The sequence below is a fragment of the Staphylococcus sp. LKG4-2 genome (genome assembly GCF_050955665.1).
In the GTDB taxonomy this organism is placed as follows: Bacteria; Bacillota; Bacilli; order Staphylococcales; family Staphylococcaceae; genus Staphylococcus; species Staphylococcus saprophyticus.
In genome coordinates this window covers 2,439,053-2,463,825 of record NZ_CP194532.1, presented here as the reverse complement: position 1 = coordinate 2,463,825, position 24,773 = coordinate 2,439,053, and the positions used below count along the sequence as shown (strand labels likewise).

The following is a 24,773-nucleotide window of genomic DNA, read 5'->3' as shown; positions in this document are numbered from 1 at the left end:
CAACATGGTTGAATTTAGAGAGTTAACAATGGGTGACGAATTAATGTATTGTGATTATATGAGAGAGTGGATTGATCATGATGAAAAAATTGTCCCTACAATTACAAATATTACAAAATATAGTGATTTTGAAGAGTTAGTACATGAATTAGCTGATAATAAGTCACATGATGAATCAGTGGATAATACCACATTATTCTTAATAGAGGATGATGAAATTATCGGTGCGGCGAACATTCGTCACAATTTAAATGAGCAACTTAAAAAAATAGGCGGCCATGTTGGCTACGGTATCCGTAAGAAACATCGTGGCAAAGGGTTTGGTAATAAAATCCTGAAAAAATCATTGGATTACCTATCAAGAATCGGTGTTCAAGAAGCATTAGTAACATGTACGGAAGATAATGAAGCGTCAGCAGCAGTCATTAAGCATAACGGTGGCGAAGAAATTGAATCATCGACACTAGAAGATGGCACAGTTGTCCGCCGTTTCCAAATTGAAATAGCGTAATTAAACGAGAGGTTGATAATCTTTAAAGATTATCGCCTCTTTTTTTATTTAAATGTTTCAAAATTTATAAATTATGAGTCTACTATGAAACCGCAAACGTAAATAAAGGACTTCATTAAAATTTTCAAGTATAATTAGTACTAGGTATTAAAAACAAATGTTAGAAATGAGGTTTATTGATGTCGAAAGTAATAAAAGATATACATACAGCTTTTGAAGGATTGGAAGATGGAATGACAGTACTTGCTGGGGGCTTTGGGTTATGTGGTATTCCTGAGCATAGTATTGAAGCAATTCGTACAAAAGGTACAAAAGGCTTAACTGTTGTGAGTAACAACTGCGGCGTAGATGACTTCGGCTTAGGCCGTTTATTAGAATATAAGCAAATAGATAAAATGATTAGTTCCTATGTAGGGGAAAATAAAATATTTGAACAACAACTGATTAATGGTGAATTGGATGTTGAATTGACACCGCAAGGCACACTAGCTGAAAAGTTACGTTCTGGAGGCGCGGGCATACCGGCTTTTTATACAAAAACAGGTGTCGGTACACCCATTGCGGAAGGTAAAGAAACGCGTGAATTTGATGGAGAAACGTATTTAATGGAACGCACACTAACAGGTGACTTTGGTATTGTTAAAGCACAAAAATCAGATACATTCGGGAATTTAGTGTTTGAAAAAACAGCACGGAACTTCAATCCATTATGTGCGATGGCAGCTAAAACAACGGTCGTTGAAGTAGAAGAACTTGTAGAGGTAGGAGAAATTGACCCGGATGCCGTTCATATGTCAGGTGTGTATGTAGATTTCATCTATGTCGGCGAACATTTTGAGAAGCGTATTGAAAAGCGTACAGTGAAGGAGGCCAATAATGGATAAAATAGTACAACGACAGAAAATTATCCAACGTGCTGCTAAAGAAATTAAAAGTGATATGGTAATTAATCTAGGTATTGGTATGCCTACATTGGTTGCGAATGAAATGAATGACCATGTTGAAAATGTTTACTTTCAATCTGAAAATGGCTTACTTGGTATCGGACCATATCCGACTGAAAATGAAGTGGATCCAGACTTAATCAATGCGGGTAAAGAAACTGTAACAGCTGCTAAAGGGGCGTCTTACTTTGACAATGCAGAATCATTTGCGATGATTCGAGGCGGACATATCGATTTAGCCATACTTGGTGGCATGGAAGTCTCAGAAACAGGGGACTTAGCGAATTATATGATTCCAGGCAAACTTGTTAAAGGTATGGGCGGCGCGATGGATTTAGTAGTCGGAGCACAAAAAGTAGTTGTCATTATGGATCATATGAATAAACATGGTGAGTCCAAAATAAAATCACAATGTGAATTACCGTTAACAGGTGCTGGTGTAGTCAATACGTTGATTACAGATTTAGCTGTTTTCCAATTTGAAGCGGGTGTCATGAAACTCGTTGAATTACAACCTGACACAACTTTAGAAGATGTTGAAGCACATACGGATGCACATTTTGAAAATCATTTAAAGTAGGTGGCGTAATTGGTAAAAGATAAAGTAACAATTATTACAGGCGCAGCGAGTGGTATTGGGCTAGCGATAGCAAAAGTATTTTTAGAAAATGGTGCCAAAGTGGTGCTTGCTGATTTGAATGAAGATAAATTAATTCAAGAAACAGATGCATTGAAATCCCAGGGATATGACTGTATGCCAATAAAAGTGAATGTCACAGATGAACAAGCTGTCAAAGCTATGATCAATCAAACAGTTGAACAATATGGACGCTTAGATATTTTATTTAATAATGCAGGGTTACAGCATGTTGAAAGTATCGAATCATTCCCAACAGAAAAGTTCAGACAGATGATTGATATTATGTTGACGGGTAGTTTTATAGGTACAAAATATGCGTTACCTATTATGAAACAACAACAATCAGGACGTATTTTAAATATGGCATCAATTAATGGTGTGATTGGCTTTGCCGGTAAGGCGGCTTATAATAGCGCGAAACACGGGATTATTGGTTTAACAAAAGTAACCGCATTAGAGACCGCTACAGAAGGTATTACAGTGAATGCTATCTGTCCAGGTTATATTGATACACCGTTAGTGCGTAATCAAATGGATGATTTAGCTAAAGAACGTGGTGTGGCAGTAGAACAAGTACTTGAAGACGTTTTATATCCTTTAATTCCTCAAAAACGCTTGTTAGATATTAAAGATATTGCTGACTATGCTTTATTCTTGTGTAGCGATAGTGCGAAAAGTGTCACGGGACAAGCGATTTTGATAGATGGTGGTTACACGGTTCAATAGTTTAAATATATTGTGCAATTAAATTTTTATTTTTAATTCATTTTCAATGAAAATATGTTACGTTGAAATTAACGGAATATAGACAAATTGAAGGTGATTGCTGATGAAAAACACTAACGCCAAAAATGAAGATTGGTTGCCTATCGTAACTAGTTTAGGGCTAACGATACTTTCAGATTTTTTGGATGACCCGTTATATACAAAAATAATGACAGCGATTATGATTTTAGTATTGATATATGCGATTATTAGAGGCGTCATCACCACGAGGTACAGCATTAAAACGGAAGACCCAAATGTAAAAACGTGGTTTAGTATTAAAGTAGATTACTGGTTGCTATTTGTTCGTAATATGATATTTTATGGATTTTTAGCAACACTATTTTTTGTTTCTATATATTTGGATGGTCAAACCATGTGGAAATATTTGTTAGTCATAGTAATCATTTTTGTTTTATTTTTAGTAATGATATCTAAGTTGGAAAAGAAAACAGAAATTATAAATCATGAAGACGATTAAGGTGAATAGGGGTGGCTTATGCGTTATATAGATGCACAAGAACAAGCACAATTATTAAATATGGAAGAAATCGTAGAAGCGGTGGCAGACTCACTTAAAGCATATTCTGAAGGTGAAACAGACACACCATTGCGATATTCTTTACCATTCAATGAAGCCAATCGGTATCTGGTCATGCCTGCACTTTCTGATACGCTGAAAGTAGCTGGTGTTAAGACGGTCACCGTAGCTCCAAATAATTCAGAAATTGGTAAGCCTACCATTGTTGGTTCCGTAACACTTTCAGATTATGAAACTGGTGAAACATTAGCAGTGTTAGAAGGTTCATACTTAACGAAAATACGTACAGGCGCAATCTCGGGTGTTGCTACAAAATATTTAGCACGTGAACAAGCTAAGACGCTATGCGTAATTGGAACGGGTGATCAAGCAGAAGGACTGATTGAAGCGGTACTTGCTGTTAGAGATATTGAACGTATTCAATTTTATAATCGTACTTATGACAAAGCACTTAAATTTTCAAAAGATGTCGAGCATCAACATCGTGATTTAGAGTTATATGTATATGAAGATGTTGAATCAGCAATGACTGATGCAGATATAATTGTGACTGCAACGAATGCGACAACACCAGTATTTCAGAAACATTTATCACCAGGGGTACATGTTAATGCAGTTGGTTCTTTTAAACCTGATATGCAAGAACTGCCATCTCAAGCTATTGCAGAGTCAGATAAAGTCGTGGTGGAGGCTCATGAAGCAGCTATGGCTGAAACTGGTGATTTAATCAATCCAGTTAATGAAGGTGTGTTTGCTAAAGATGGATTACATGGTGAATTAGGGCATATCGTTGCCGGGAAATTAGCAGGACGGTTGTCAGATGAGGAAATAACCATTTTCAAATCTGTTGGTGTCGCAATTGTAGATATCGTTGTGGCGAATTACTTTTATCAAAAAGCAGTAAAACAATAAATACAGCTATATTAGAGAAAGACAGTCTTAAAAATTCAATTAAGCTCAATAACTATGACAAGATATTTGTATTTTACAGGTGTCTTGTCTTTTTTTGTACTTTCAATATATTGTTTTTAAATCTTTAATGTTGTAACCTATTAAAAGTTGCTTCTATCTTTATTTATAGCATTTACTTTATAAATATCATTGGCATATCTCTTGAAAGAGTGGTTGGATGTATATGAAATCAACGTATTTTGTAATGAAAGAACAATTGACTAATTTATATTTAATAAGAAGATTAGCTGAATTTCAGTTAAGAATTTCTAATAAGAACAATTATTTAGGCATGGCATGGGAATTAATTAATCCGATTATGCAAATTGCGGTTTTTTGGTTTATCTTTGGTTTGGCGCTTAGAAGTAATAAGATGATGGAAGGTGTTCCATTTATTTACTGGCTAATTGTTGGTATTAGTATGTGGTTTTTTATAAACGAAGGTGTCTTAGAAGGTAGTAAATCTATCATATCAAAGTTTAATCAAGTAGCTAAAATGAATTTTCCACTTTCGATAATTCCAAGTTATGTCGTTTTCAGTAAATTTTATGGGCATCTATTTTTATTAATCATTGTTATGATTATTTGTTTTATTGGAGGATATCATCCCTCTATATATACGTTACAATTACTTCTATACTTAGTTTATGCACTTATTTTAACAAATGCTATTGCATTAGTAGCATCCACATTAAGTATATTAGTTCGAGACATCCATTTAATTTTACAAGCTTTAATGAGAATGGTTTTCTTTGTTTCTTCGATATTATATTTACCTAATAACGACATAGTGATGTTCGTTATGAAATTAAATCCCATTTATTTTCTAGCAGAAGGATATAGAGCAGCAATATTACATCATGAATGGTATTTTATTACCCATTGGCATTTAACAATATATAATATTGTGCTTGTTATTTTGCTTTATATATTGGGTTCAATCATACATATGCATTTTAGAGATAGATTTGCTGATTTTATGTAATTAATAATGAAATGGATTATAAAATTTTAAATAAACACCCCTAAAGTTGAAATTAACATTCGACTTTAGGGGGGATTCATCATTAAAACTTAATTGTTACTATCTTTATTTAATTGGATCCATGCCTTGTTTCCAAGAAGGATAGATTAGTTTACCGCCTTGAGCGCGGAATTTAGCGTTCGAAGCACCTCTTTCATGAGTTTCAGCTGGTTGGATATTGAGTTGTGGATTAACGTTTAATAAGTCAGCGTACCATGCTGCCCAAACGTCACCTTTAACTGGTTCATCATCCGCTACATTATAGATACCTGATTCAAAGTTAAGTGCCTGAATCGTAACTTCAACAGCATCATCAATATGGATAAATGATTGAACGCCATCTGTCATTGTGACAGTATCTTCTTTAAATGAGTTATAAATCATACCATCTTTGCCATACCATGTGCCTGGTCCATAAAGTAAGCCATAACGAAGCACAACACTATTTTCGATACGTGCAGTTTCAGTTTCTAAAACTTCTACGCCATCCACTGTAATCTTACGGTCGCCAGTTGATTGAGTATCCAGTGGTGTCTCCTCTGTAGCTAGAGTATCGCCACCTTCATAAGTAAAGGCAATACTTTGGGATTGCATTTGTTTTACATTGTTTTTTAACGCTACTTCAACAAGGTTTTTCGTACCTTCAATTCTTACTCTTGTATTTGCGGACATGTCTACATTTTTTAAATCTGTAATTTCATTCATGATAATGTCTGGTTTATAATCTGAAATTGCAGCTTCGACAGTATCATATTTTAAAATATCTCCAATGTAAGCTTCGACGCCTGCATCTACAAGTTTCTTTTTACCTTGTTGCGAAGTTGTAAAGCCAGCGACCTCATAGCCTTCTTGTAATAATCTTTGTGTTAATTTAGTACCAATTAATCCAGTGGCACCTGTTACGAATACTTTTGTGATAGTAAAGTCCTCCAATTTTTTGCTTTCTATAAATAAATTACCGTTTTTAAAGATATTAAACTTATCAAAAGTTACTTATAATAGTGAATATAAAAATTATATTCTTTTAGAAATTATTTTTTAAAAATAAGAGTGGAAAATAATTTGCAAGTTTATTATTATAAATAATGTAAATATTACACAAATTAAATTTTTCTAAACTATAAAAATAATTAAATAGTTAAATTATTTTGGGAGATTTGAGGTAATTAAAGATTGAAATTTATTGATGATGGAAAAATATTTTTCATCTGTAAAAACAATGTTCTTGGGAGAGAAAAAGATGAAGGTTAGAAAAGCGATTATACCTGCAGCAGGTCTGGGAACAAGATTTTTACCTGCTACAAAAGCAATGCCTAAAGAAATGTTACCTATATTAGATAAGCCAACAATTCAGTATATTGTCGAAGAAGCAGTAGCAGCTGGAATAGAAGATATTATTATTGTGACTGGAAAGCATAAACGTGCTATTGAAGATCACTTTGATATTCAAAAAGAACTAGAGATGACTTTAGAAGATACAGGTAAAAATCATTTATTAGAAAAAATTCAACATTCAAGTAATTTAGCAAATATGTTCTATGTGAGACAAAAAGAACAAAAAGGCCTTGGTCATGCAATATGGACAGCAAAGCAATTTATTGGGAATGAGCCATTTGCAGTACTACTAGGTGACGATATTGTTGAAGCAACAACACCTGCGATTAAGCAATTGATGAATCAGTATGATTGTAAGCAGAAATCTGTTATTGGTGTTCAAACAGTGAATGAAAGTGAAACACAACGTTACGGTATTGTAGATCCTTTGGAAAGAGAAGGTAAATTAATAAGGGTGAATAGATTTGTTGAAAAACCTAAAATAGGTCAGGCTCCATCTAAGTTGGCAATTATGGGCCGTTATGTTTTATCACCTGAGATATTTGATTATTTAGAAAATCAAGATAAAGGCGCAGTTGGAGAAATTCAATTGACAGATGCTATAGAAAGATTGAATCAAGATGATACGGTTTATGCTTTTGATTTTGAAGGAGAACGTTATGATGTTGGGGAAAAAATTGGATTTGTTAAGACGACGATTCAATTTGCTATAAATAATGATGAAATGTCAGAAGAAATAATTGATTTTCTACAGACATTAAAAAAAAATGAATTGGAGTAAAAATTTCAAGATAGGAGTAACAAATACTATGACTAATTATACACCGATTGTTTTTTTACATAATTTAAAAAAACAGAATGGAGGGTTACATAAAGCTATATATCATAGAGTTAACCTTCTTTCAGAAAAGTATGAAAGAGTAATAATTTTTACTTTCGGGTTTGACATAGAATTTAAAGAACTTTGTGAATATCATAAGAGAATTGGGAATATTAACCCAAATATCGAAATAATAAATATTTATGAACAGAGAAAAGAAAACAATAAAATGAAATTATTTAAAAAAAATAATAATCATACATATATAAAGGATGAAAAAAATCACAATTCATATAGAGTTTTCAATAATAAAGGAGAATATGAGTTTTATGTAAGACTTAGAGATAATGGAGCTCCTCAATTCAAGGATTTTTTCAAAACTCCGTGGAATAGATATATGAAAGAAATTTATGATAAATATGGCAATTTAAGAAAGAGAATATTCATGGATAGCGATAATAAGCCAAGTTATTCAGTGATTTTTTCAACAGAAGAAAATCCTATGGTTTCTTCTGTATTAAATAAAGTAGATTATAGCACAAATAATTTTTTTAATTTTTCTCTTGAAAGGCAGTTTGATAATGATATTCAAATGGCAGTAGAATGCTTAAAAGAATTACTAAAAGGTATTGATTTCCCACTTTTATTTATTGATAAGAGAGAATATGTTAAATATTTTAATAATATTAGTGGAGATAATATAACTAAAGTATTTACATTACATAGTAACCATTTAGATTATCCTTATAATGATATTGAAATTTTCTCACCAAGCGTTAGTGATTTGTTTAGTGCACTAAGAGAAAATATGATTGATAATTTAATTGTACTAACAAATAACCAAAAAAAAGATATACAAATGATTGAAAAAATTGATGAAAGAATTACTGTTATACCGCATTACCAACCTAAAATATTAAGTGAAGTACTCGATAAAAAAGATAATTTAATTGTTACTTTAGCAAGGTACCATAACGCTAAAAATTTAAATGCGGCTATTAAAGTTATAGAAAAGGTGAAAAAAACAATACCTGATATAAAGTTTTGTATATATGGATATGGACCTCAAGAACAGATGCTAAAGAATTTAATCGAAGAGTTAAACCTTACAGAAAATATTTTTTTAATGGGTCACACGAATAATCCTTTAGAAAAAGTTAAAGAAGCAAAATTAAGCTTAATGACCTCTAATTACGAAGGTTTTAATTTAGCAATAGCTGAAGCAATGGCATGTTCTACGCCTGTTGTTTCATATAATACTAAATATGGTCCGGGTGATCTTATTAGAAATGGAATTGATGGATTTTTAGTTGAAGATATTAATCAAGCTGCCGAAAAAGTAATAGAAATTTTGAAATTATCTGAGAGTGAATACAAAAAATTGCAAGAAAAGGCATTAGAAGTTACAGATAGGTTTTCAGAACATAAAATTAATAAATTATGGTTAGATTTTATTGAAAGTTTAACAAAATAATTTTTAGTCTTCTAAGGAATCTATCATAGGAGGAGAAAAAATGGATAGATCTATATATTTAAATAATGAAAAAAATGTAAAATATAATTATTATAATAAAAGATATGAAGAAATATTAAAAAACAATAATAACCAAAGAATAATAGAAAAATATAATGCATTTTGTAATGAAGAAATAAAAGAAAAAACTATTTTATATGAAACATTTCATGGAAAGAGCATGACAGATAATCCGTATGCAATATTCAAAGCAATACAAAAAAAAATAGAATTTGAAGATTATATGCATGTTTGGGTCATAAATACTCATTCTATAGAAACGGATAGATTTAAAAATTGCAGTAATATACGCTTTGTTAAAGTCAATTCAGATGAATATTTATATTACTTAGCAAGAGCTAAGTATTTAATAAATAACACTTCTTTCCCACAATATTTTTGTAAAAGAAATGAGCAAATTTACGTTAATACATGGCATGGAACTCCACTAAAAACACTTGGTATTGATATGAACGGACCAATTGAGCAATTAAAAAATTTGCAAAGAAATTTTTTACAGTCTGATTATATTTTATCACCTAATTCTTATACTACAGAGAAATTGGTAAAATCACATAATTTAGATGGCATCTATTCTGGGGAAGTATTAGAAGTCGGTTATCCACGAATTGATTTAATAAATAACACAAATAAAATAGATATAACAAAAAAACTAAAAAGCTATGTCCATATACAAGAAAACAAAAAGATAGCTCTATATGCACCAACATGGAGAGGTAATGTAGGTAAAGAAACTGATATAAAAAAGAAAGTTAAAACAATAATTTCAAATATACAAGAAAATTTAGATTCTGAATATCAACTTTTATTAAAAGTACATCCATTATTATACAAATATTTTAAAGATGATAAAGAACTATCAAATTTATTTATACCAGATTCAATAGATGTTAATGAAACATTATCCATAGTCGATTTATTAATTACTGATTATTCAAGTATATTTTTTGATTTTTATATAAAAAACAAACCTATAATTTTATATATATACGATAAAGAAGAGTATTTATCAGATAGAGGAACTTATCTTGAATTCAGCGATTTAAATTGCTATGTTGCTGAAAATAAGGATGAATTAAACAAATTGATAAAAAGACCTTCGAAGTTAAAGGGATGTAAAATCGACTCTTATGTAAGCTTACAAAATGGTTTTGTAAGTGATACGGTAGTTGACTTGATTTTTAATAACGAAAAATCAAAATATTCAATTTCATATAAAAATACAAAAAGAAACATATTATTCTTTGTTGACGATTTACTAGATTATAGTTTTGATAAAAAGATTAAATATATTAACGAAAATTTTGATAGGGCGAAGTTCAATATAATAATACTAGTGAAAAGCAATTTGACTTTTGAAGAAGAAATGCAAATTAATAAGTTAAAAGATATAAAAATATTCTTTAGATTTGGAAATCTAAATGCAAGCAAAAAAAATTGGATAGAATATATGATTGCTATGGATATAGGTTCTATTAAAAACAATGAAATATTGTTAAATGAGCTGTCGAAAAAAGAGATTGGTAGACTGCTAGGAAACCTGAACATACATCAAATATATAATTTTAGTAGTAATACGTTTTGGCAAGTTATTTTAGGATTTTATCCAAATACTAAAAAAACACAATTTTTAGATATGAAGTTACTGAAAAAATTTAATGAAGATCCCAATTATTATTATAAATCGTTTATTAGAAAATTTGATGAACATATTTCGTTTAATATTGAGTCATTAAAAATACAAAAAGAAAATCCAGAACTGAACATAGAGTATTTAAATATAAATTTATTAGATTTAAATTTTACTGAAAAAATTCAATTAGTGGAAAAAGACTCATTTTTAGTGCAATTAGAAGATGTTAATCAAAAAGAGAGATTTGCTTTTATAAAAACAATGAAATTGAGTGATAAATTTATTTTTATAGATGCAATGAATATTACATTAGAGGAAGTTTTGAATTTTTATAACTTGATTAGAGGAAAAAAATATTTTGATACTTTCAATATATATATTTACGGATTAGATATACAAAACTTAAAAATATTTGAAGAAAATTATCTGTTGGAAAAAGATCAATTAATTCCAGTTTTTTATAATAGTGCTGATAGAATATATATTTCAAAATTTGCGGAGTATATATTCGTATTAGAAGATTTTAAATATTCAATGGATAAAATATATCAATTATACCATCATAATATAAATGTATTAGTTACTGATAAAAGTAATTTACTTAATTTAATTTTTAAAGATCATCTTAGTATTTACGAATGGAGAACGTTCTTACCTTTGATAGAAAAATATAATATTAAATCTATCATTGATGGAGATGAAAGGATTGATAGAACGAAATGAGCAAAATAAAAAAACTTAAAAATATATTAGATAAACAAAAAATTGAGTTTGATAAGCCTAATCAATTATATAATAAAAATAAAAATTTTAGAAAGGTAGTAGATTACACAGACTATTATGAGAAAATGAAAATTAATAAAAATTCTATTCTCATAATTACTACCAGACTAATTACAAATAATACATTATGTTTAATAAATATGTTTAAAAGTGATTTTAAAAATTATAATTTAATAATAGCGATTGACGAGAATATAAATACAAATATAGAAAATGTTACCTATGTAAAAAAAGAATCGTATGAGTTTCTAAAATGTTTATCTTCATCTGAAATTATTATTAATTGTGATATTTTACCCTCCTATTTTATTAGAAAAAAAGAACAAAAAGTTATTCAACTAACAGATATATTTTCTGGACAACTAGATGAAAAAGACCAATATGAAAAGTTTAAAATAGATATTCAACGAACATTATTTCAATCTTCTCACATATTGTTTAAGAATAAAAAAGAGACTGAACTTTATACTAAATTATTTAATTTGAAAAATATATTTAATGGAAAAATTTATGAAGACTTAAATATTTATTGTCCTGTAACTGAAAATGAAGAAAAAAGTGGAGTGATGATTTTCACAAAAAAATATACAAGAAAACAAGTAATTGAACTTTTAAAAGTGGGTAATAGTATTTTTGATGACTTATTTATATATGTACATCCTACTTTGCATAAATACTATAGTCATTTTAAAGAGCTGCAGTTTATTTTAATTAAATCGAATATTTCTAAAGAGTTTCTGAATTTACAATCAAGTATAGTGATTAGTGATAATTATGCAGATTTAATAGGAATAGCTAATTATCATATAGATTTCAACCTGGATGATTTAAAAGTAACATTAGTTGAAAAACAAAATTATATATCAAATTTCAATACAATAAAAAATATTATTAAAGGTAATGAAGATGATTTTATTTCGTTGAATAATAATAACAAAATGAATATCCTTATGTACTGTGGTGGTTTTCTAAACAATGGTATAACTTCCTCTGCTATAAATTTATCTAATCAAATAGATTATAATAAATATAATTTGATTATTATTGATAAAAGTAATTTGGGAGAGGTAGAGAAGTACAATATGAATAGATTAAATGATAACGTCAATTTAATTTATCGTATGGGGCAAAGTAATACTACTTTTTCTGAATTTAGAAAAAATCAATTTGTGACTCAGAGACGTGGTTATAGAAAATATCTAGGTGAAAAAGAATTAAAAACATTTAGTAGAAGAGAATTGAAAAGGTTACTTGGAGATATAAAAATTGATATAGCAATTGATTTTAGTGGCTATGTACCTTTTTGGACTTCTATATTCGCATTCTCAGATGCCCGTACAAAAATTGTATATCAGCACAATGATTTAAAGTCTGAAACAGAAAAACAAATTAATGGGGAATTTAAACATAAATATATTTTACCTAGAGTTTTTTCGCTATATCGTTTTTATAATAAAATAATTTCAGTATCATTACAGACCAAAGAATTGAATGCAAGAAATCTTAAAAATTATGCATCATATCGAAAATTTGATTTCGTAAATAATTCGATAGATTATGAAGACATTTTAGAGAAAATTAGAGGGAAGAACAGTAATAACCAACTTTTAATTAATAATAAAGAATATTATTAAATTGAAAGTTACAAAAACATGAATATTATCGAGCCAAAATCTATAAATAAAACTGGTATACAATTAATAACAATTGGTAGACTTTCACCAGAAAAAGATCATCATAAACTACTGTTATCATTGAAAAAAGTTATTGATGAATATCCTGAAATAGATATAAATTTAATTATATTAGGTTCAGGTGTGATGGAAGATGAGTTGAAAAAATTAGTGAACCAGTTAGGTATTTCTGAATATGTCAGTATGAAAGGGCAAGTTGATAACCCATATCAATATTTAAATGAGGCGGATTGTTTCATTTTATCTTCGAATCACGAAGGTCAACCAATGGTGTTATTAGAAGCTCTTGCATTGCATAAACCAATTATAGCTACTGATATTACTGGAAACAGGAGTGTATTAGAAGGAACTAATGGTCAATTAGTTGAAAATTCAATAGAAGGATTGAAAAATGGCATAATTGACTTAATAAATGGAAATATTAAAAAAAACACGCAATTTGATATTAATAAATATAATGAAAGTGCAATATCAAGGTTTTATACAAAGGTGTGCAAATAACTATATTAAATAAATATCGATATAAGGAAGTTATATATGAAATCAATTCTACTGGTAGGTCAATCAAATATGGCGGGACGTGGATTTATAGATGAAGTACCGCCCATCATTGATGAACGGATGATGATGTTAAGAAATGGTAAGTGGCAAATGATGGAGGAGCCGATTCACAGTGATCGCTCAGTCGCTGGCATTGGTCCGGCTGCTTCTTTTGCAAAATTGTGGTTGGATAAACACCCAAATGAAACGATTGGTTTAATTCCGTGCGCTGACGGTGGTACAACGATTGATGATTGGGCACCGGATCAAATACTGACACGACACGCACTTGCAGAGGCGACATTTGCTCAAGAAACGAGTGAAATCATTGGGATATTGTGGCATCAAGGTGAGAGTGATAGCTTAAATCAACGCTACCAAGACTATGACAAGAAATTGAAAACGTTGATCAATTATTTTAGAGAACAGTTAAATATTCCTGAAGTACCATTTATTGTCGGATTATTACCTGACTTTTTAGGCAAAGCAGCATTTGGTCAAAGTGCAGTAGAATATGCACAAATCAATGAGGCACTCAAACGTGTTACGCAATTAACAACAAATTCTTATTACGTCACGGCACAAGATATTACGGCTAATCCAGATGCTATTCATATCAATGCAAACTCACAACGCTTATTGGGCATGCGTTATTTTGCCGCTTTCTCGAGACAAACACACATCAATCAGCCATTACCGGAAGAAAAAGAGGCAGAGACTATACTCTATAAAACGCAATATACGAAAAATGAAAAAATGTATATGCTTGTTTCGAAGTTTTCAAAGAATGAAATCACATATGAAGCATTTATTGAGGGCATGGGTAAACTTTAATCATAATGCATTTCCTGGGAAATGATCTAATTCTAAGGCTTCACAGATTAAAATCACTAACTTATTTCCGTTTAGGGTAAATAGAGTAGTGGATAATAATCTAGTGAGGTGAAGAAAATGTCTAATATTTCAATCAAACGTGTAGCAATCACTGGTGTTATTGGTGGACTGTTAGCTGGTGCTGTGAAAATGGGCTGGGAAGGCTTGCTACCGCCACGTACACCTGAACCAGATGAAGAACCACCGCCTGTCACAATGATGAAGATATTCAATGTACCAGATAAAATACGGCATGCATCATATGTATATAATGATAATGAAGTGCCATTAGCAGTGATGGGCATCCATTATGGTTTTTCTGTTACAAATGCGACACTGTATGCGTTATTAAGCGAGCAATCTGAATCTGTTACGGCTTGGAAAGGTGGCTTGTTTGGCATAGGTGTGCATGTGTTATTCCATGAATTTGTCTTACCGAAACTTAAACTCACGCCAGAACGTGATGAACTGCCACCCGAAGAACATTTCTCCGAATTGCTAGGTCATATGGTATGGATGTATACAATTGACTTGGTGAGAACATCAGTAAAATAATTTAAAATATAAAACAACGTCCCCCTTAATGAGACACGATTACGTGCATGTTTAAGGGGGATATTATTTGTGAAATCAATCGATGCGTCCGTTCGTAATTGTTGTAAGGCCTTCGTTAATATCAAAGTATTTAGCATTAACTTTTGAAACACCCGTTGAGTTTAAACGAGTACGATGCATGTTTAAATATTGTTGTGCATTGTCGTAAGTATCAAAAGCGTAAATACCACCAGCTTCTTGTTCAGATTCATTTTCTGTCCAAATTTTCCACAAAAATCCTGGTTCATCATTAATCGACTTCGCTAAATCTTCAAATTGTTGTGCCATGGCTTCTCCAAAAGGACCTTTTAATGGAAAATCAACTTGTAAAATAGTGACCATACTTCAACATCCTTCCAATATTTATATTTATAGATCTATCATACGCGCAATTTTAAAAGGAAGGTACCGACAAACATTGAAAAGTGTTGGATAAATCTTATCCATGTTCATTGGGATAACAAGCATTGTGAAATAGTGGCTTTGGATTTAATTCACGAATAAAAGGGAACATAAAGTGTAGTAAGCAAATGTGAGGAGGAAAATAATGGATTATACACAATTAGGTAATTCAGGATTATCAGTATCTAAATATGCACTAGGCAGTATTCCATTTACAGGTACAAATGGATTTGAAAATGCAGGCGGTATGTCTCAAGACATGACCAATCATATGATTGATTATGCTTTGGATCAAGGTATTAATCAGTTTGATACTGCGAATTTGTATTCTAAAGGTGATTCCGAGATTGCATTAGGCAAAGCGATTAGAGATAAACGACATCAGATGGTGATTAGTAGTAAGACTGGATTTCAATTAACGGATAATCCTAACGATGGTGGTGCAGGGCGTGTAAATATTGAGCGTTCTATAGATGAATCCTTACAGCGCTTGAACACGGACTACATTGATTTGTATTATACACATTTATGGGATGGTCAGACACCTGTAGAAGAGACGATTCAAGTGATGAATGATTTAATTCAAAAAGGTAAGATTCGTTATTGGGGTGTATCTAATTATAGCGGATGGGCTTTAGCGAAGACGCACACCTTGGCAGTTGCAAATCATATGGCACCACCTATTGCGCAACAAATATATTACACACCTGAATCTAGAGAAGCGGAATACGAGTTACTACCAGCCGGTAAGGAATTAGGTGTCGGTAACAGTATTTGGTCTCCGTTAGGTGAAGGGCTTTTAACTGGAAAGATTAACCGACAACAGGCTGGTGAACCGGGTACTAGACAAGGTGACGGTTGGGCAGAACCATACGTCAAAGATACAGCGTTGTTTTATGATTTGATAGATACGTTACAAGAAATTGCAACGCAACATCAAGTGTCAGTTGCTCAAGTCACTTTGGCATGGTTAAGAGATCGACCTAATGTTGATTCGCTTGTATTAGCTGCGAGAACGAAAGCGCAGTTGCAAGATAATATTGCTTCTTATCATTTACAGCTGACAAGCAATGAAATTAAGACAATTACGGAATTAACTACACCAGAACCGATTTATCCATTATGGCATCGCGCGATGAACGCTTATGACAAAGCTTCTGATGCTGAAAAGACTTATTTAGAAGGATATAATCGTTTGATGGAAAGAAAAGATACGTTGCTATAATTTGAAGTATTTGTCATTTTTAAAGCGATTGAAGGTAAAGTATGAAAAAACTGTCAACAAAGTCTGAGACTTTATCGACAGTCTTAAGCGTCTGGGACAAAAATAAATGTCTCGGACGCCTTTTCATTTAGGCAGTACATGACTGAACTGAAGATGTAAAGTCTTACTGCTTTTTCTATTTATGAAAATGAGTAGTTCTTATGCATAAAAATGCTAGTGAGACTTATGCATGAGCTTCAGCTCAGGAAAACTTTCAATCCTAGTCATCCTTGCCTTGATTGTATAGATGGGACTTCGAAATCTCAATTAAAAAATTTGATTTCTGTCCCATTTCCTTTTAGCGTTAAAACAAATCAATAATAGCATTCAAGAGTAGTACCATAATCAGACCACAAATACCGACAATGGATTGTACAATCGTAATCGTTTTAAATGTTTCTCCCATAGACATACCAAAGGATTCTTTGACTAACCAGAAGCCACCATGATTTACGTAGTTAAAGAATAAAGAGCCAGAACCAATAGCAATCGTTAATAATTCTTTGTTAATACTTGGATTTGCTTGAATCAATGGGTAAAGTAAATTGGTTGCGCCAACAATGCCAACGGTTGCGGAACCTGTTGATATAGATAATAATGCAGCCACTACCCATCCCATTAATAACGCAGATAATGAGAAATTGTCGGCAAGGTGAACGATTGCCGTACCTACGCCAGAATCTTCAAGGACTTGACCGAATGCGCCACCACCCGCAATGATTAGCATGATACCGGCGATAGGTTTCAAACTGCTACCTAAAGCATCTCGAATTTTTTGTGTGTCGCGATGTTTTAAATAGCCGAGAACGATAATGGCATAAAGCACACCCACAAACATGGCGATGATTGGGCTTCCGAAGAATTCGAAAATCTTGTATTGTAATGTTTTTTCTCCAAAAAAGATACCAGCAATGGCATGTAATAACATCATAATCACTGGAACTAATATAGTAGAAAAGGCTATGAATGTTGATGGTGCTTGGGTGTTTTCGTTGTTGTCGTTCGTATATTGATTTAACAAATCTTGATTTGGCTTCACAGATAATCGCGGTGTGATAAATTTACCGTAAAGTGGACCAGCGATGATAATGGTTGGAATCGCACATATGACACCAAGTACCATAGTTATCCCGATATTCGCACCAAACTGATTCACTGAAATCAGTGGGCCAGGATGTGGTGGCACCATACCATGCATCGTTGCTAATGCAGCAATAACAGGCACACCGATAGCTACATAGGCAGATCCTTTCATTTTATGTTCATCTTCTAATTTTTTAGCAATTGTAAAAATCAGTGGCAGTAGCATAATCAATCCAACTTCGAAAAACATTGGAATCCCAATAATAAACGCAGCTAACGCCATCATCCATGGCAATTTTTTGTAAGACGCATTCTGTAATATCGAAGATGCAATTTTGTCGCTAGCACCTGAATCAGAAAGTATCTTACCTAGCATGGCACCTAGCGCGATGGTTACGCCCGTTTCACCGAGTGTTGAACCAGCCCCAGTTTCTATAGATTCAACAATTTTATCAATGTCTAATCCAGAAGTGAAACCGACAAAGATTGCGGTTAGTAGTAATGCAAGTAGTGGATGGAATTTTAATTTTGAAGTGATTAAAAAGATGAGAAATAAAATACTTATCACTGTAATAATCAATAGTTGATAGTCTTGTGTTGTCACTTGAAACTCCCCTTTATGTATAGTATCGATATAGAACGATTTGTGTTTATCGATAAAATATATATAAATATGATTTATTAAAAAAATTAATTCAGACTATGAGATTCATTTTAAAACAAATTAATCATAATGACAATAAACCGCTTTCATTATAATAATAGGAAAGGTGAATGAGTTGATTAAATATCTTATATATTCTTGCAATTATATATATTTGGTGTATGATTAAAGTGAATTATTACACTTTTGTCAATAGGGAAATACAAACTAAGGGGTGATTTAGAAATAATTCATTTATTTTCTTATAGAAATCGCATCCATTGTATGTGTCTATATCATATGTAAATGTAACTTTGCTTAGGGGTTCTTTCTCGTAATATGAAAGTTAACTTGCTAATAGGGATGAATTGATGTACTAGTGTTTGAATGCATTATGTATTGCTCATGTTTCGCCAAAAGGGATTCAAAAAATGAGGAGTGATTTATTATGCGTAAAGTAGGAAAATTACTTTCAGCAACCGTCGTTGTATCAACACTTGTCGTCGGATCTTCAGCAGCTTATATTTCAACGAATAGTACGGATACACAAGCAGCAGAGCAAGTACAAAAATGGGGCCATGGTGAAGGTGGCGCAAGCGGTGCAAGTGCCCAAGGTACTGCAGATTTAAAAGCACAAACACCTTGGTATAACTATGAAGGTTATACGACTTATGATCCGTCCTTCACACAAGATTATAACTTCGTGCGTGCATTAAAATATGACAACGTTTCAATTGATGGTTATAAAGTAGATACAGATGCTAAGAAAGAGTTTGACCATAATAAGAAAGTTTATGATACGACAGTAGAATTTAATAGTGATAACGAAGTCGTACAAATCACTTTCTTCACGAAACCAGATTCAGTATCTAAAGCGACATTCAAAAAAGCGCATGCATCTAATGAAATTACCGAGGAAGGTAAATTAGGTAATAAAGATGGTTCATATGTCAAATATGCGACGAATGATGGTTTCTATATAGCATTCTTTGATCAAAATGACAGATTAATGGAAGTGACAATCGGACAATAAAAGGTATCTAAACAATGGTTATAATGATTGGAAGTGAGATTAAATGAACAAAGTAGGGAAATTACTTTCAACAACCGTCGTTGTATCGACGCTTGTTGTCGGATCTTCAGCAGCTTATATTTCAACGAATAACACGGATACGCAAGCAGCAGAGCAAGTACAAAAATGGGGGCATGGTGAGGGTGGCGCTAGTGGTGCAAGTACACAAGGTACAACAGATTTGAAAGCACAAACACCTTGGTATAGCTACGAAGGTTATACGACTTATGATCCGTCCTTCACGCAAGATTATAATTTTGTGCGTGCATTAAAATATGACAATGTGACAATTAATGGCTACAAGGTTAATCCGCATACAGATAGAGAACCTGTTCGCAGTGAACAAGTTTATGATACAACTGTTGATTTCAATAGTAGCGATGAAGTAGTCGGTATTACATTTTTAACAAAACCTAATACAATATCTAAGGATACATTTAAAGAAGCACATGTCTCTAATCAAATTGTTAATCGTGGTGAAACAGATGAAGGCACATTCCTAGAATATCAAACCAATGTGGGTATATATACAGCATATTTTGATGAAAATGATAAATTAATGAAGATAAAGATTAATTTTGAAGATTAATGATTGTATCGGAAAGCCCGAGTCATATACGAGTCATTTAAGTATTTGTTTATGAGCGAGATTGAGAAATCAAATGTGAATATTTGGTTTCTTTCTCGCTTTTTATGATTTTCTTAATAAAGATATTAAAGTTATAATTATAAATAGATAAAAATTTTTAAATTTAAAAAGGGGAATTTTCAATGATAAATCAATATATAAAGAAATGGTTTATTGCGTTTGTTTTGAGTGGTGTATGTTTAATAGGCTTATCATCGATGCATAATACAACTTTTGCTAAAGACATAGATCAAATAGAAAATGAATACAATACTAAAGTAGGGATTTATGGGATTAATACGGAAAATGGCAAAGCATATCAACATAATGCGGATGAGCGATTTGCTTTTGCGTCAACATATAAAGCTATAGCCAGTGGTATATTATTGAATAAAGTAGCTCCATCAGAATTGAATAAAAAAGTTGAAATCAATGAATCAGAGATTGTGGCAAATTCACCAGTGACTGAACAATACATAGGTAAAACAATGTCATTAAAGACTTTAATTAAAGCATCTATGTTGCAGAGTGATAACACGGCAAATAATAAAATTATGCAAGAATTGGGTGGCGTCAACGGTTTAAAACATGAGTTGGTGCAATTAGGTGATGATGTTTCGGAACCACAAAGATTGGAGCCAGAATTAAATTATTTTGATCCAAATAGCAAGGCAGACACAACGACACCACGAGCTGCTGCACAAACGCTAAATAGTATTTTAACTAGTAATGAAATGAATGAATCTAACTTATCATTGTTAAAACAAACAATGATAGAAAATAAGAAAGGTGATACTTTGATTAAAGCGGGCATGCCTAACAGTTATACAGTTGGTGACAAAAGCGGACAAGCTTTAACATATGCAACACGTAACGATCTCGCTTTTATTTATCCTAAAGGACAGGATAAGCCAATTATTTTAGCAATTTATTCCAAACAAGATCAAAAAGATGCGAAACCTAATGATAAAGTAATTTCAGATTCTGCCAGAGAAGTGATTAAGTATTTAAAGTAGCGCAATAAAAGCGTATAATTATAAGTTAAACAAAGGGTAATTCAGAGGAGATTAAAATGGAAATTAAGCAAATGAAATATTTTGTTGAAGTTGTAAAAAATGGTGGCATGACTCGGGCTTCAAAACATTTATATATTGCACAGTCTACAATTAGTAAAAATATTAAAAGTATTGAAGACGAATTTAATGTCACGTTGTTTGATAGAAGAAAGAAACATATTATTTTAACCGATATCGGTCAAATATTTTACGATAAGTGCGTAGAAGCATTAGCGATATTAGATGATTTATCACTTGAAATGGATGATGTCACAAACATAGAGCGTGGTCATATCAGGCTAGGTGTCTCAGCAATTATGGATGTACGTTTGTTCACAGAAAGTTTGAATCAATTTCACAGTATGTATCCGAATGTGACGTATGAAGTAGTTGAAGGCGGCGGTAAAGCGGTTGAATTTTATTTAAATAATGATGAAATTGACGTTGGTATTACAACATTGCCAGTCGACGATGACATTTATCACGCAGTTCCTTTATATAAGGAGAAATTAATGCTCGTAGTTGATAAAAATTCTAAGTATGCAAAGCAATCCGCCGTATATTTAGGAGATTTGAAGAATGAACGTTTTATCATGTTTCATGATGATTATTATATTAAAGATCAAATTATTGAGAGCTGTCGAAAAGTAGGCTTCCATCCAAAAGTGGTAGCGAAAATGGCACAAATCACGTTTATTGAAAATATGATTTTAGATGGTATCGGAGTGAGTATCTTACCTGAGAGTATTGTGAGTATTTTAAATAAGGATATCACTGGTATCGAAATAACGGGTGCAGATGTGAATTGGAACTTAGGTATCATTTGGAAAAAGGAAAGTTATATCAATTATGTCACGCGCGAATGGATTAACTTTTTAAAAAGTTATAGATAATGCCATATAATTAACGTGATATGAAATCATCCAAAATTACGTATGCTGATAGGGAATTTTCATTATTCCAACTATGTATTTTGCGCATAGGTCGTGGCGTATTATAATAGGGTTTGTAGAGGGTTATGTGCACTGATTACCTAAGCAGACAAATACTTTAACGTAAGTCTTCACGAAGTGTTTATGACGTCAAACAGCATAGATACACAGTATATAAAACAAACGTGATACATGTCAGACTCCATAACTTAAAAAAGATACTAAGTAAGCTTGTAAGCATATGATGAAACGGATGAATGTTGCATGACACAGAGACGGTGTGATGGCATTAAATTTGATATTGCTTTGTAACCCCTTATGCGAAGAAATTATCGAGGTCTGGATAATGTTTGTTAATATCATGTTCACGAAATATAAGTTGAAACCAAATAACCTAAGTTTTCTCCCAAAATTAAAACTTAAACCCCCTCAACCAAAACGATCATTGGTGGCTATGTTTCGATACAATCTTTAGTCTTTAACATGATAGGATCTACAAATGTTATCTTTCATATGTATACAGACAGCTTTTATTTTAATATTTATATGTAAAAAAACAATATTTGGGTATGTGACGGTTACCTATCGAGTTATCGCTACACACATCGATTGATGTCTCATACGTACTTTAACCAAAATGAAGTTAGGCATGTAAATATTTTAAAAACTTATATTTTTGTTGCGATAAAAAAGAAATAACCCTCTAGATATGATAAATATTTCTCAAATAAATGAGCCCATCACTACACTGTCCATGTAGTATTGGGCTCATTTATTTATGAGGGATGTTAGCAATGGTAAACTCAATTATTGATTATGACTTAATGATGGGTGTAGGTGATAGGTATTTTCTATTGGTTCACCTTTAATTACTTTATCTAAGATAGCAACAACTTGTTGTGCAATTTCGGCAGTAGGTACACCAATTGCCTGTACAGGATAATCAATTTTTTTAATTTGTGGAATATTATCGTAAGAGTATATGATTGGCTGTTCATCAGCTCCCATAGCGTTGATAGTTCCTACTGTGATATCGTAGCTCCCACATATAACGCCAGGTGCCAACGATGATTCTTGAAGAAAGTGTTTAACTGAGGTCTCGGCTTCAATCGCATTTAATCCGCTCGAATCAATCATGCGATATTGGATGCGATGCTGTTCACAATAATTTGCAATGGCATCTTTTTTAGCAATTTGGCGCGCGTCATTGGTGCGAATATCACCGATATAATCTATACGATCAATACCTTTTGCGAGTAATTCCTTAATGGCGATAATCATTGCTTCTGCGTGATTTACATTAACAATTGGATAAGGAATATCACGATCAACGCCATATGCTACGACGGGTACATTGTTGTAAATTTCTGGAGGTAAGTTCGTTGTTTCATCCTCATCAAAAATGACAATGCCATCACAGCCAAATTCGACAAATTTTTTCGAAGCGGCAGCAACATCATCAATCGACACAAACATGACATAACCTAAGGATTTAATGGCTAAATTAATTTCAGTGATGAGGTGAGTTACGGCAACACGGTCGACAGATGGCCATATCAATCCAATCGTACCACTTTTCTTAGAAACGAGTGCTCTTGCGGAGTGATTGGGAATATAATTCATTTCAAGCGCTTTTTGTTGAATCATTTGTTTTGTATTTGGTTTAACAAGTTGGGAATTTTTTAATGCTTTACTAACTGTGGAATAGCTTACGCCACAGGCTTCGGCAACATCTTTTAACGTTACTGCCATAAAATTTCTCCTTGAAATAGATTGATTTAAGTTAGAATTAATTATACCATAGAGGTAAGCGTTACAATATTTTTTTGAACATTAATAACAACGTTGTTATTAATGTTCAAAAAATTAAAATTCTATCAAGGCGATGACAAGATGAAATCCACAGAGACAATGAAAGCAATTCAACAAGGGCAACATATCGCAGTCATGCGTACAGATGATGCAGCATCATTTTTAGATATTGCCAATACGATTATTGATAAAGGGCTAAATATTATTGAAGTGACGTTAACAACGCTGAATGCGATAGATATCATTGCCGAATTATCAAAACGAGATGATGCATTGATTGGAGCGGGAACAGTACTCGATAGTGTTTCTGCACGAACAGCAATTTTAAACGGTGCTCAGTTTATTGTGAGTCCATCTTTTGATAAAGAAACTGCTAAAATTGCTAATCTCTATGCCGTACCATATATTCCAGGATGTATGACAGTAAAAGAAATGGTTGAGTCATTACGCTATGGTTGTGAAGTATTAAAATTATTCCCAGCAACACAATTTTGACCTAAATCTATTAAAGACTTAAAGGGCCACTACCACAAATTGAAATTGTACCTACAGGTGGGGTTGGTAAAGATAACCAAAAAGAATGGTTAGATGCAGGTAGCTTTGCAGTAGGTATAGGTAGTGAAATCACGAAAATCTATCAACAACAAGGTAAAGCCGCATTAGAGCAATACGTAGCAGAATTAAAAATCGAGGGATAATT

General features: G+C 32.1%; 25 protein-coding genes. 21 read left to right on the top strand and 4 right to left on the bottom strand.

Annotation, left to right across the window (positions count from 1 at the left end):
- Positions 1-4 precede the first annotated feature (4 nt).
- The 7 genes from ACM6UH_RS12155 (at position 5) to ACM6UH_RS12125 (ending at position 5,337) form a co-directional block, all read left to right on the top strand.
- On the top strand, positions 5-511 hold the full coding sequence (locus tag ACM6UH_RS12155; RefSeq protein ID WP_011303831.1) for a GNAT family N-acetyltransferase: 507 nt from the start codon (positions 5-7) through the stop codon (positions 509-511).
- A 179-nt stretch (positions 512-690) separates the two neighbouring features.
- A complete protein-coding gene (locus ACM6UH_RS12150; protein ID WP_048787676.1) occupies positions 691-1,395 on the top strand; it encodes a CoA transferase subunit A in 705 nt (234 codons plus the stop codon).
- Positions 1,388-2,035, top strand: coding sequence for a 3-oxoacid CoA-transferase subunit B (locus ACM6UH_RS12145; RefSeq protein ID WP_048787677.1), 648 nt, complete (start codon positions 1,388-1,390; stop codon positions 2,033-2,035). The genes ACM6UH_RS12150 and ACM6UH_RS12145 overlap by 8 nt, the downstream gene beginning before the upstream one ends.
- Before the next feature lie 9 nt (positions 2,036-2,044).
- Entirely contained in the window at positions 2,045-2,821 is a 777-nt protein-coding gene (locus tag ACM6UH_RS12140) for a 3-hydroxybutyrate dehydrogenase (RefSeq protein ID WP_048787678.1), read from the top strand.
- A gap of 103 nt (positions 2,822-2,924) precedes the next feature.
- A complete protein-coding gene (locus ACM6UH_RS12135; RefSeq protein ID WP_011303827.1) occupies positions 2,925-3,341 on the top strand; it encodes a hypothetical protein in 417 nt (138 codons plus the stop codon).
- Between the two features lie 18 nt (positions 3,342-3,359).
- A complete protein-coding gene (locus ACM6UH_RS12130; RefSeq protein WP_048787679.1) occupies positions 3,360-4,313 on the top strand; it encodes an ornithine cyclodeaminase family protein in 954 nt (317 codons plus the stop codon).
- Positions 4,314-4,536: 223 nt separating this feature from the next.
- Positions 4,537-5,337: an ABC transporter permease gene (locus ACM6UH_RS12125; RefSeq protein ID WP_011303825.1), complete on the top strand. Its 801-nt coding sequence runs from the start codon at positions 4,537-4,539 to the stop codon at positions 5,335-5,337.
- A 105-nt stretch (positions 5,338-5,442) separates the two neighbouring features.
- On the opposite strand, the gene ACM6UH_RS12120 is transcribed toward ACM6UH_RS12125, so the two are convergent.
- Positions 5,443-6,294: an NAD-dependent epimerase/dehydratase family protein gene (locus ACM6UH_RS12120; RefSeq protein WP_048787691.1), complete on the bottom strand. Its 852-nt coding sequence runs from the start codon at positions 6,292-6,294 to the stop codon at positions 5,443-5,445.
- Between the two features lie 322 nt (positions 6,295-6,616).
- Here ACM6UH_RS12120 and galU point away from each other — a divergent pair, with 322 nt between their 5' ends.
- The 7 genes from galU to ACM6UH_RS12085 all read left to right on the top strand — a co-directional run bounded on the left by galU (position 6,617) and on the right by ACM6UH_RS12085 (position 15,143).
- Positions 6,617-7,492, top strand: coding sequence for a UTP--glucose-1-phosphate uridylyltransferase GalU (gene galU, locus ACM6UH_RS12115; protein ID WP_048787680.1), 876 nt, complete (start codon positions 6,617-6,619; stop codon positions 7,490-7,492).
- 28 nt (positions 7,493-7,520) lie between these two features.
- Positions 7,521-9,005 (top strand): glycosyltransferase, encoded by a 1,485-nt coding sequence (locus ACM6UH_RS12110; RefSeq protein ID WP_048787681.1) that lies wholly within the window; start codon positions 7,521-7,523, stop codon positions 9,003-9,005.
- Between the two features lie 40 nt (positions 9,006-9,045).
- Positions 9,046-11,421: a CDP-glycerol glycerophosphotransferase family protein gene (locus ACM6UH_RS12105; protein ID WP_048787682.1), complete on the top strand. Its 2,376-nt coding sequence runs from the start codon at positions 9,046-9,048 to the stop codon at positions 11,419-11,421.
- A complete protein-coding gene (locus ACM6UH_RS12100) occupies positions 11,418-13,115 on the top strand; it encodes a hypothetical protein (RefSeq protein WP_433911971.1) in 1,698 nt (565 codons plus the stop codon). Before ACM6UH_RS12105 ends, ACM6UH_RS12100 begins: the two co-directional genes overlap by 4 nt.
- A gap of 18 nt (positions 13,116-13,133) precedes the next feature.
- Positions 13,134-13,676 carry a glycosyltransferase gene (locus tag ACM6UH_RS12095; RefSeq protein WP_433911970.1) on the top strand — a complete coding sequence of 181 codons (543 nt, stop codon included), beginning with the start codon at positions 13,134-13,136 and terminating at the stop codon, positions 13,674-13,676.
- 36 nt (positions 13,677-13,712) lie between these two features.
- On the top strand, positions 13,713-14,549 hold the full coding sequence (locus tag ACM6UH_RS12090; protein WP_048787684.1) for a sialate O-acetylesterase: 837 nt from the start codon (positions 13,713-13,715) through the stop codon (positions 14,547-14,549).
- Between the two features lie 117 nt (positions 14,550-14,666).
- On the top strand, positions 14,667-15,143 hold the full coding sequence (locus ACM6UH_RS12085) for a DUF1440 domain-containing protein (protein WP_433911969.1): 477 nt from the start codon (positions 14,667-14,669) through the stop codon (positions 15,141-15,143).
- A 75-nt stretch (positions 15,144-15,218) separates the two neighbouring features.
- Here ACM6UH_RS12085 and ACM6UH_RS12080 read toward each other — a convergent pair whose 3' ends face one another.
- Positions 15,219-15,524 (bottom strand): monooxygenase, encoded by a 306-nt coding sequence (locus tag ACM6UH_RS12080; RefSeq protein ID WP_048787686.1) that lies wholly within the window; start codon positions 15,522-15,524, stop codon positions 15,219-15,221.
- 205 nt (positions 15,525-15,729) lie between these two features.
- Here ACM6UH_RS12080 and ACM6UH_RS12075 point away from each other — a divergent pair, with 205 nt between their 5' ends.
- On the top strand, positions 15,730-16,809 hold the full coding sequence (locus tag ACM6UH_RS12075; protein WP_048787687.1) for an aldo/keto reductase: 1,080 nt from the start codon (positions 15,730-15,732) through the stop codon (positions 16,807-16,809).
- Positions 16,810-17,152: 343 nt separating this feature from the next.
- On the opposite strand, the gene ACM6UH_RS12070 is transcribed toward ACM6UH_RS12075, so the two are convergent.
- Entirely contained in the window at positions 17,153-18,535 is a 1,383-nt protein-coding gene (locus ACM6UH_RS12070; RefSeq protein ID WP_048787688.1) for a GntP family permease, read from the bottom strand.
- 487 nt (positions 18,536-19,022) lie between these two features.
- Here ACM6UH_RS12070 and isaB (ACM6UH_RS12065) point away from each other — a divergent pair, with 487 nt between their 5' ends.
- The 4 genes from isaB (ACM6UH_RS12065) to cidR all read left to right on the top strand — a co-directional run bounded on the left by isaB (ACM6UH_RS12065) (position 19,023) and on the right by cidR (position 22,222).
- Positions 19,023-19,607 carry an immunodominant staphylococcal antigen IsaB family protein gene (isaB, locus tag ACM6UH_RS12065; protein WP_011303818.1) on the top strand — a complete coding sequence of 195 codons (585 nt, stop codon included), beginning with the start codon at positions 19,023-19,025 and terminating at the stop codon, positions 19,605-19,607.
- Positions 19,608-19,650: 43 nt separating this feature from the next.
- Complete coding sequence (gene isaB, locus ACM6UH_RS12060; RefSeq protein WP_048787689.1) at positions 19,651-20,235, top strand: immunodominant staphylococcal antigen IsaB family protein; 585 nt, start codon at positions 19,651-19,653, stop codon at positions 20,233-20,235.
- Between the two features lie 182 nt (positions 20,236-20,417).
- Positions 20,418-21,290, top strand: coding sequence for a class A beta-lactamase (gene bla, locus ACM6UH_RS12055; protein WP_104010420.1), 873 nt, complete (start codon positions 20,418-20,420; stop codon positions 21,288-21,290).
- A gap of 56 nt (positions 21,291-21,346) precedes the next feature.
- The gene (gene cidR, locus ACM6UH_RS12050) at positions 21,347-22,222 is read left to right on the top strand and encodes a cidABC operon transcriptional activator CidR (protein ID WP_002484126.1); all 876 of its coding nucleotides are present in this window, start codon (positions 21,347-21,349) and stop codon (positions 22,220-22,222) included.
- An 846-nt stretch (positions 22,223-23,068) separates the two neighbouring features.
- Here cidR and ACM6UH_RS12045 read toward each other — a convergent pair.
- The gene (locus ACM6UH_RS12045) at positions 23,069-24,013 is read right to left on the bottom strand and encodes a LacI family DNA-binding transcriptional regulator (protein WP_048787690.1); all 945 of its coding nucleotides are present in this window, start codon (positions 24,011-24,013) and stop codon (positions 23,069-23,071) included.
- 141 nt (positions 24,014-24,154) lie between these two features.
- Here ACM6UH_RS12045 and ACM6UH_RS12040 point away from each other — a divergent pair, with 141 nt between their 5' ends.
- Both ACM6UH_RS12040 and ACM6UH_RS12035 read left to right on the top strand, forming a co-directional pair.
- A complete protein-coding gene (locus ACM6UH_RS12040; RefSeq protein WP_256121674.1) occupies positions 24,155-24,568 on the top strand; it encodes a 2-dehydro-3-deoxyphosphogluconate aldolase in 414 nt (137 codons plus the stop codon).
- A gap of 38 nt (positions 24,569-24,606) precedes the next feature.
- Complete coding sequence (locus ACM6UH_RS12035; protein WP_369081318.1) at positions 24,607-24,771, top strand: hypothetical protein; 165 nt, start codon at positions 24,607-24,609, stop codon at positions 24,769-24,771.
- The last annotated feature ends 2 nt before the right edge of the window (positions 24,772-24,773 follow it).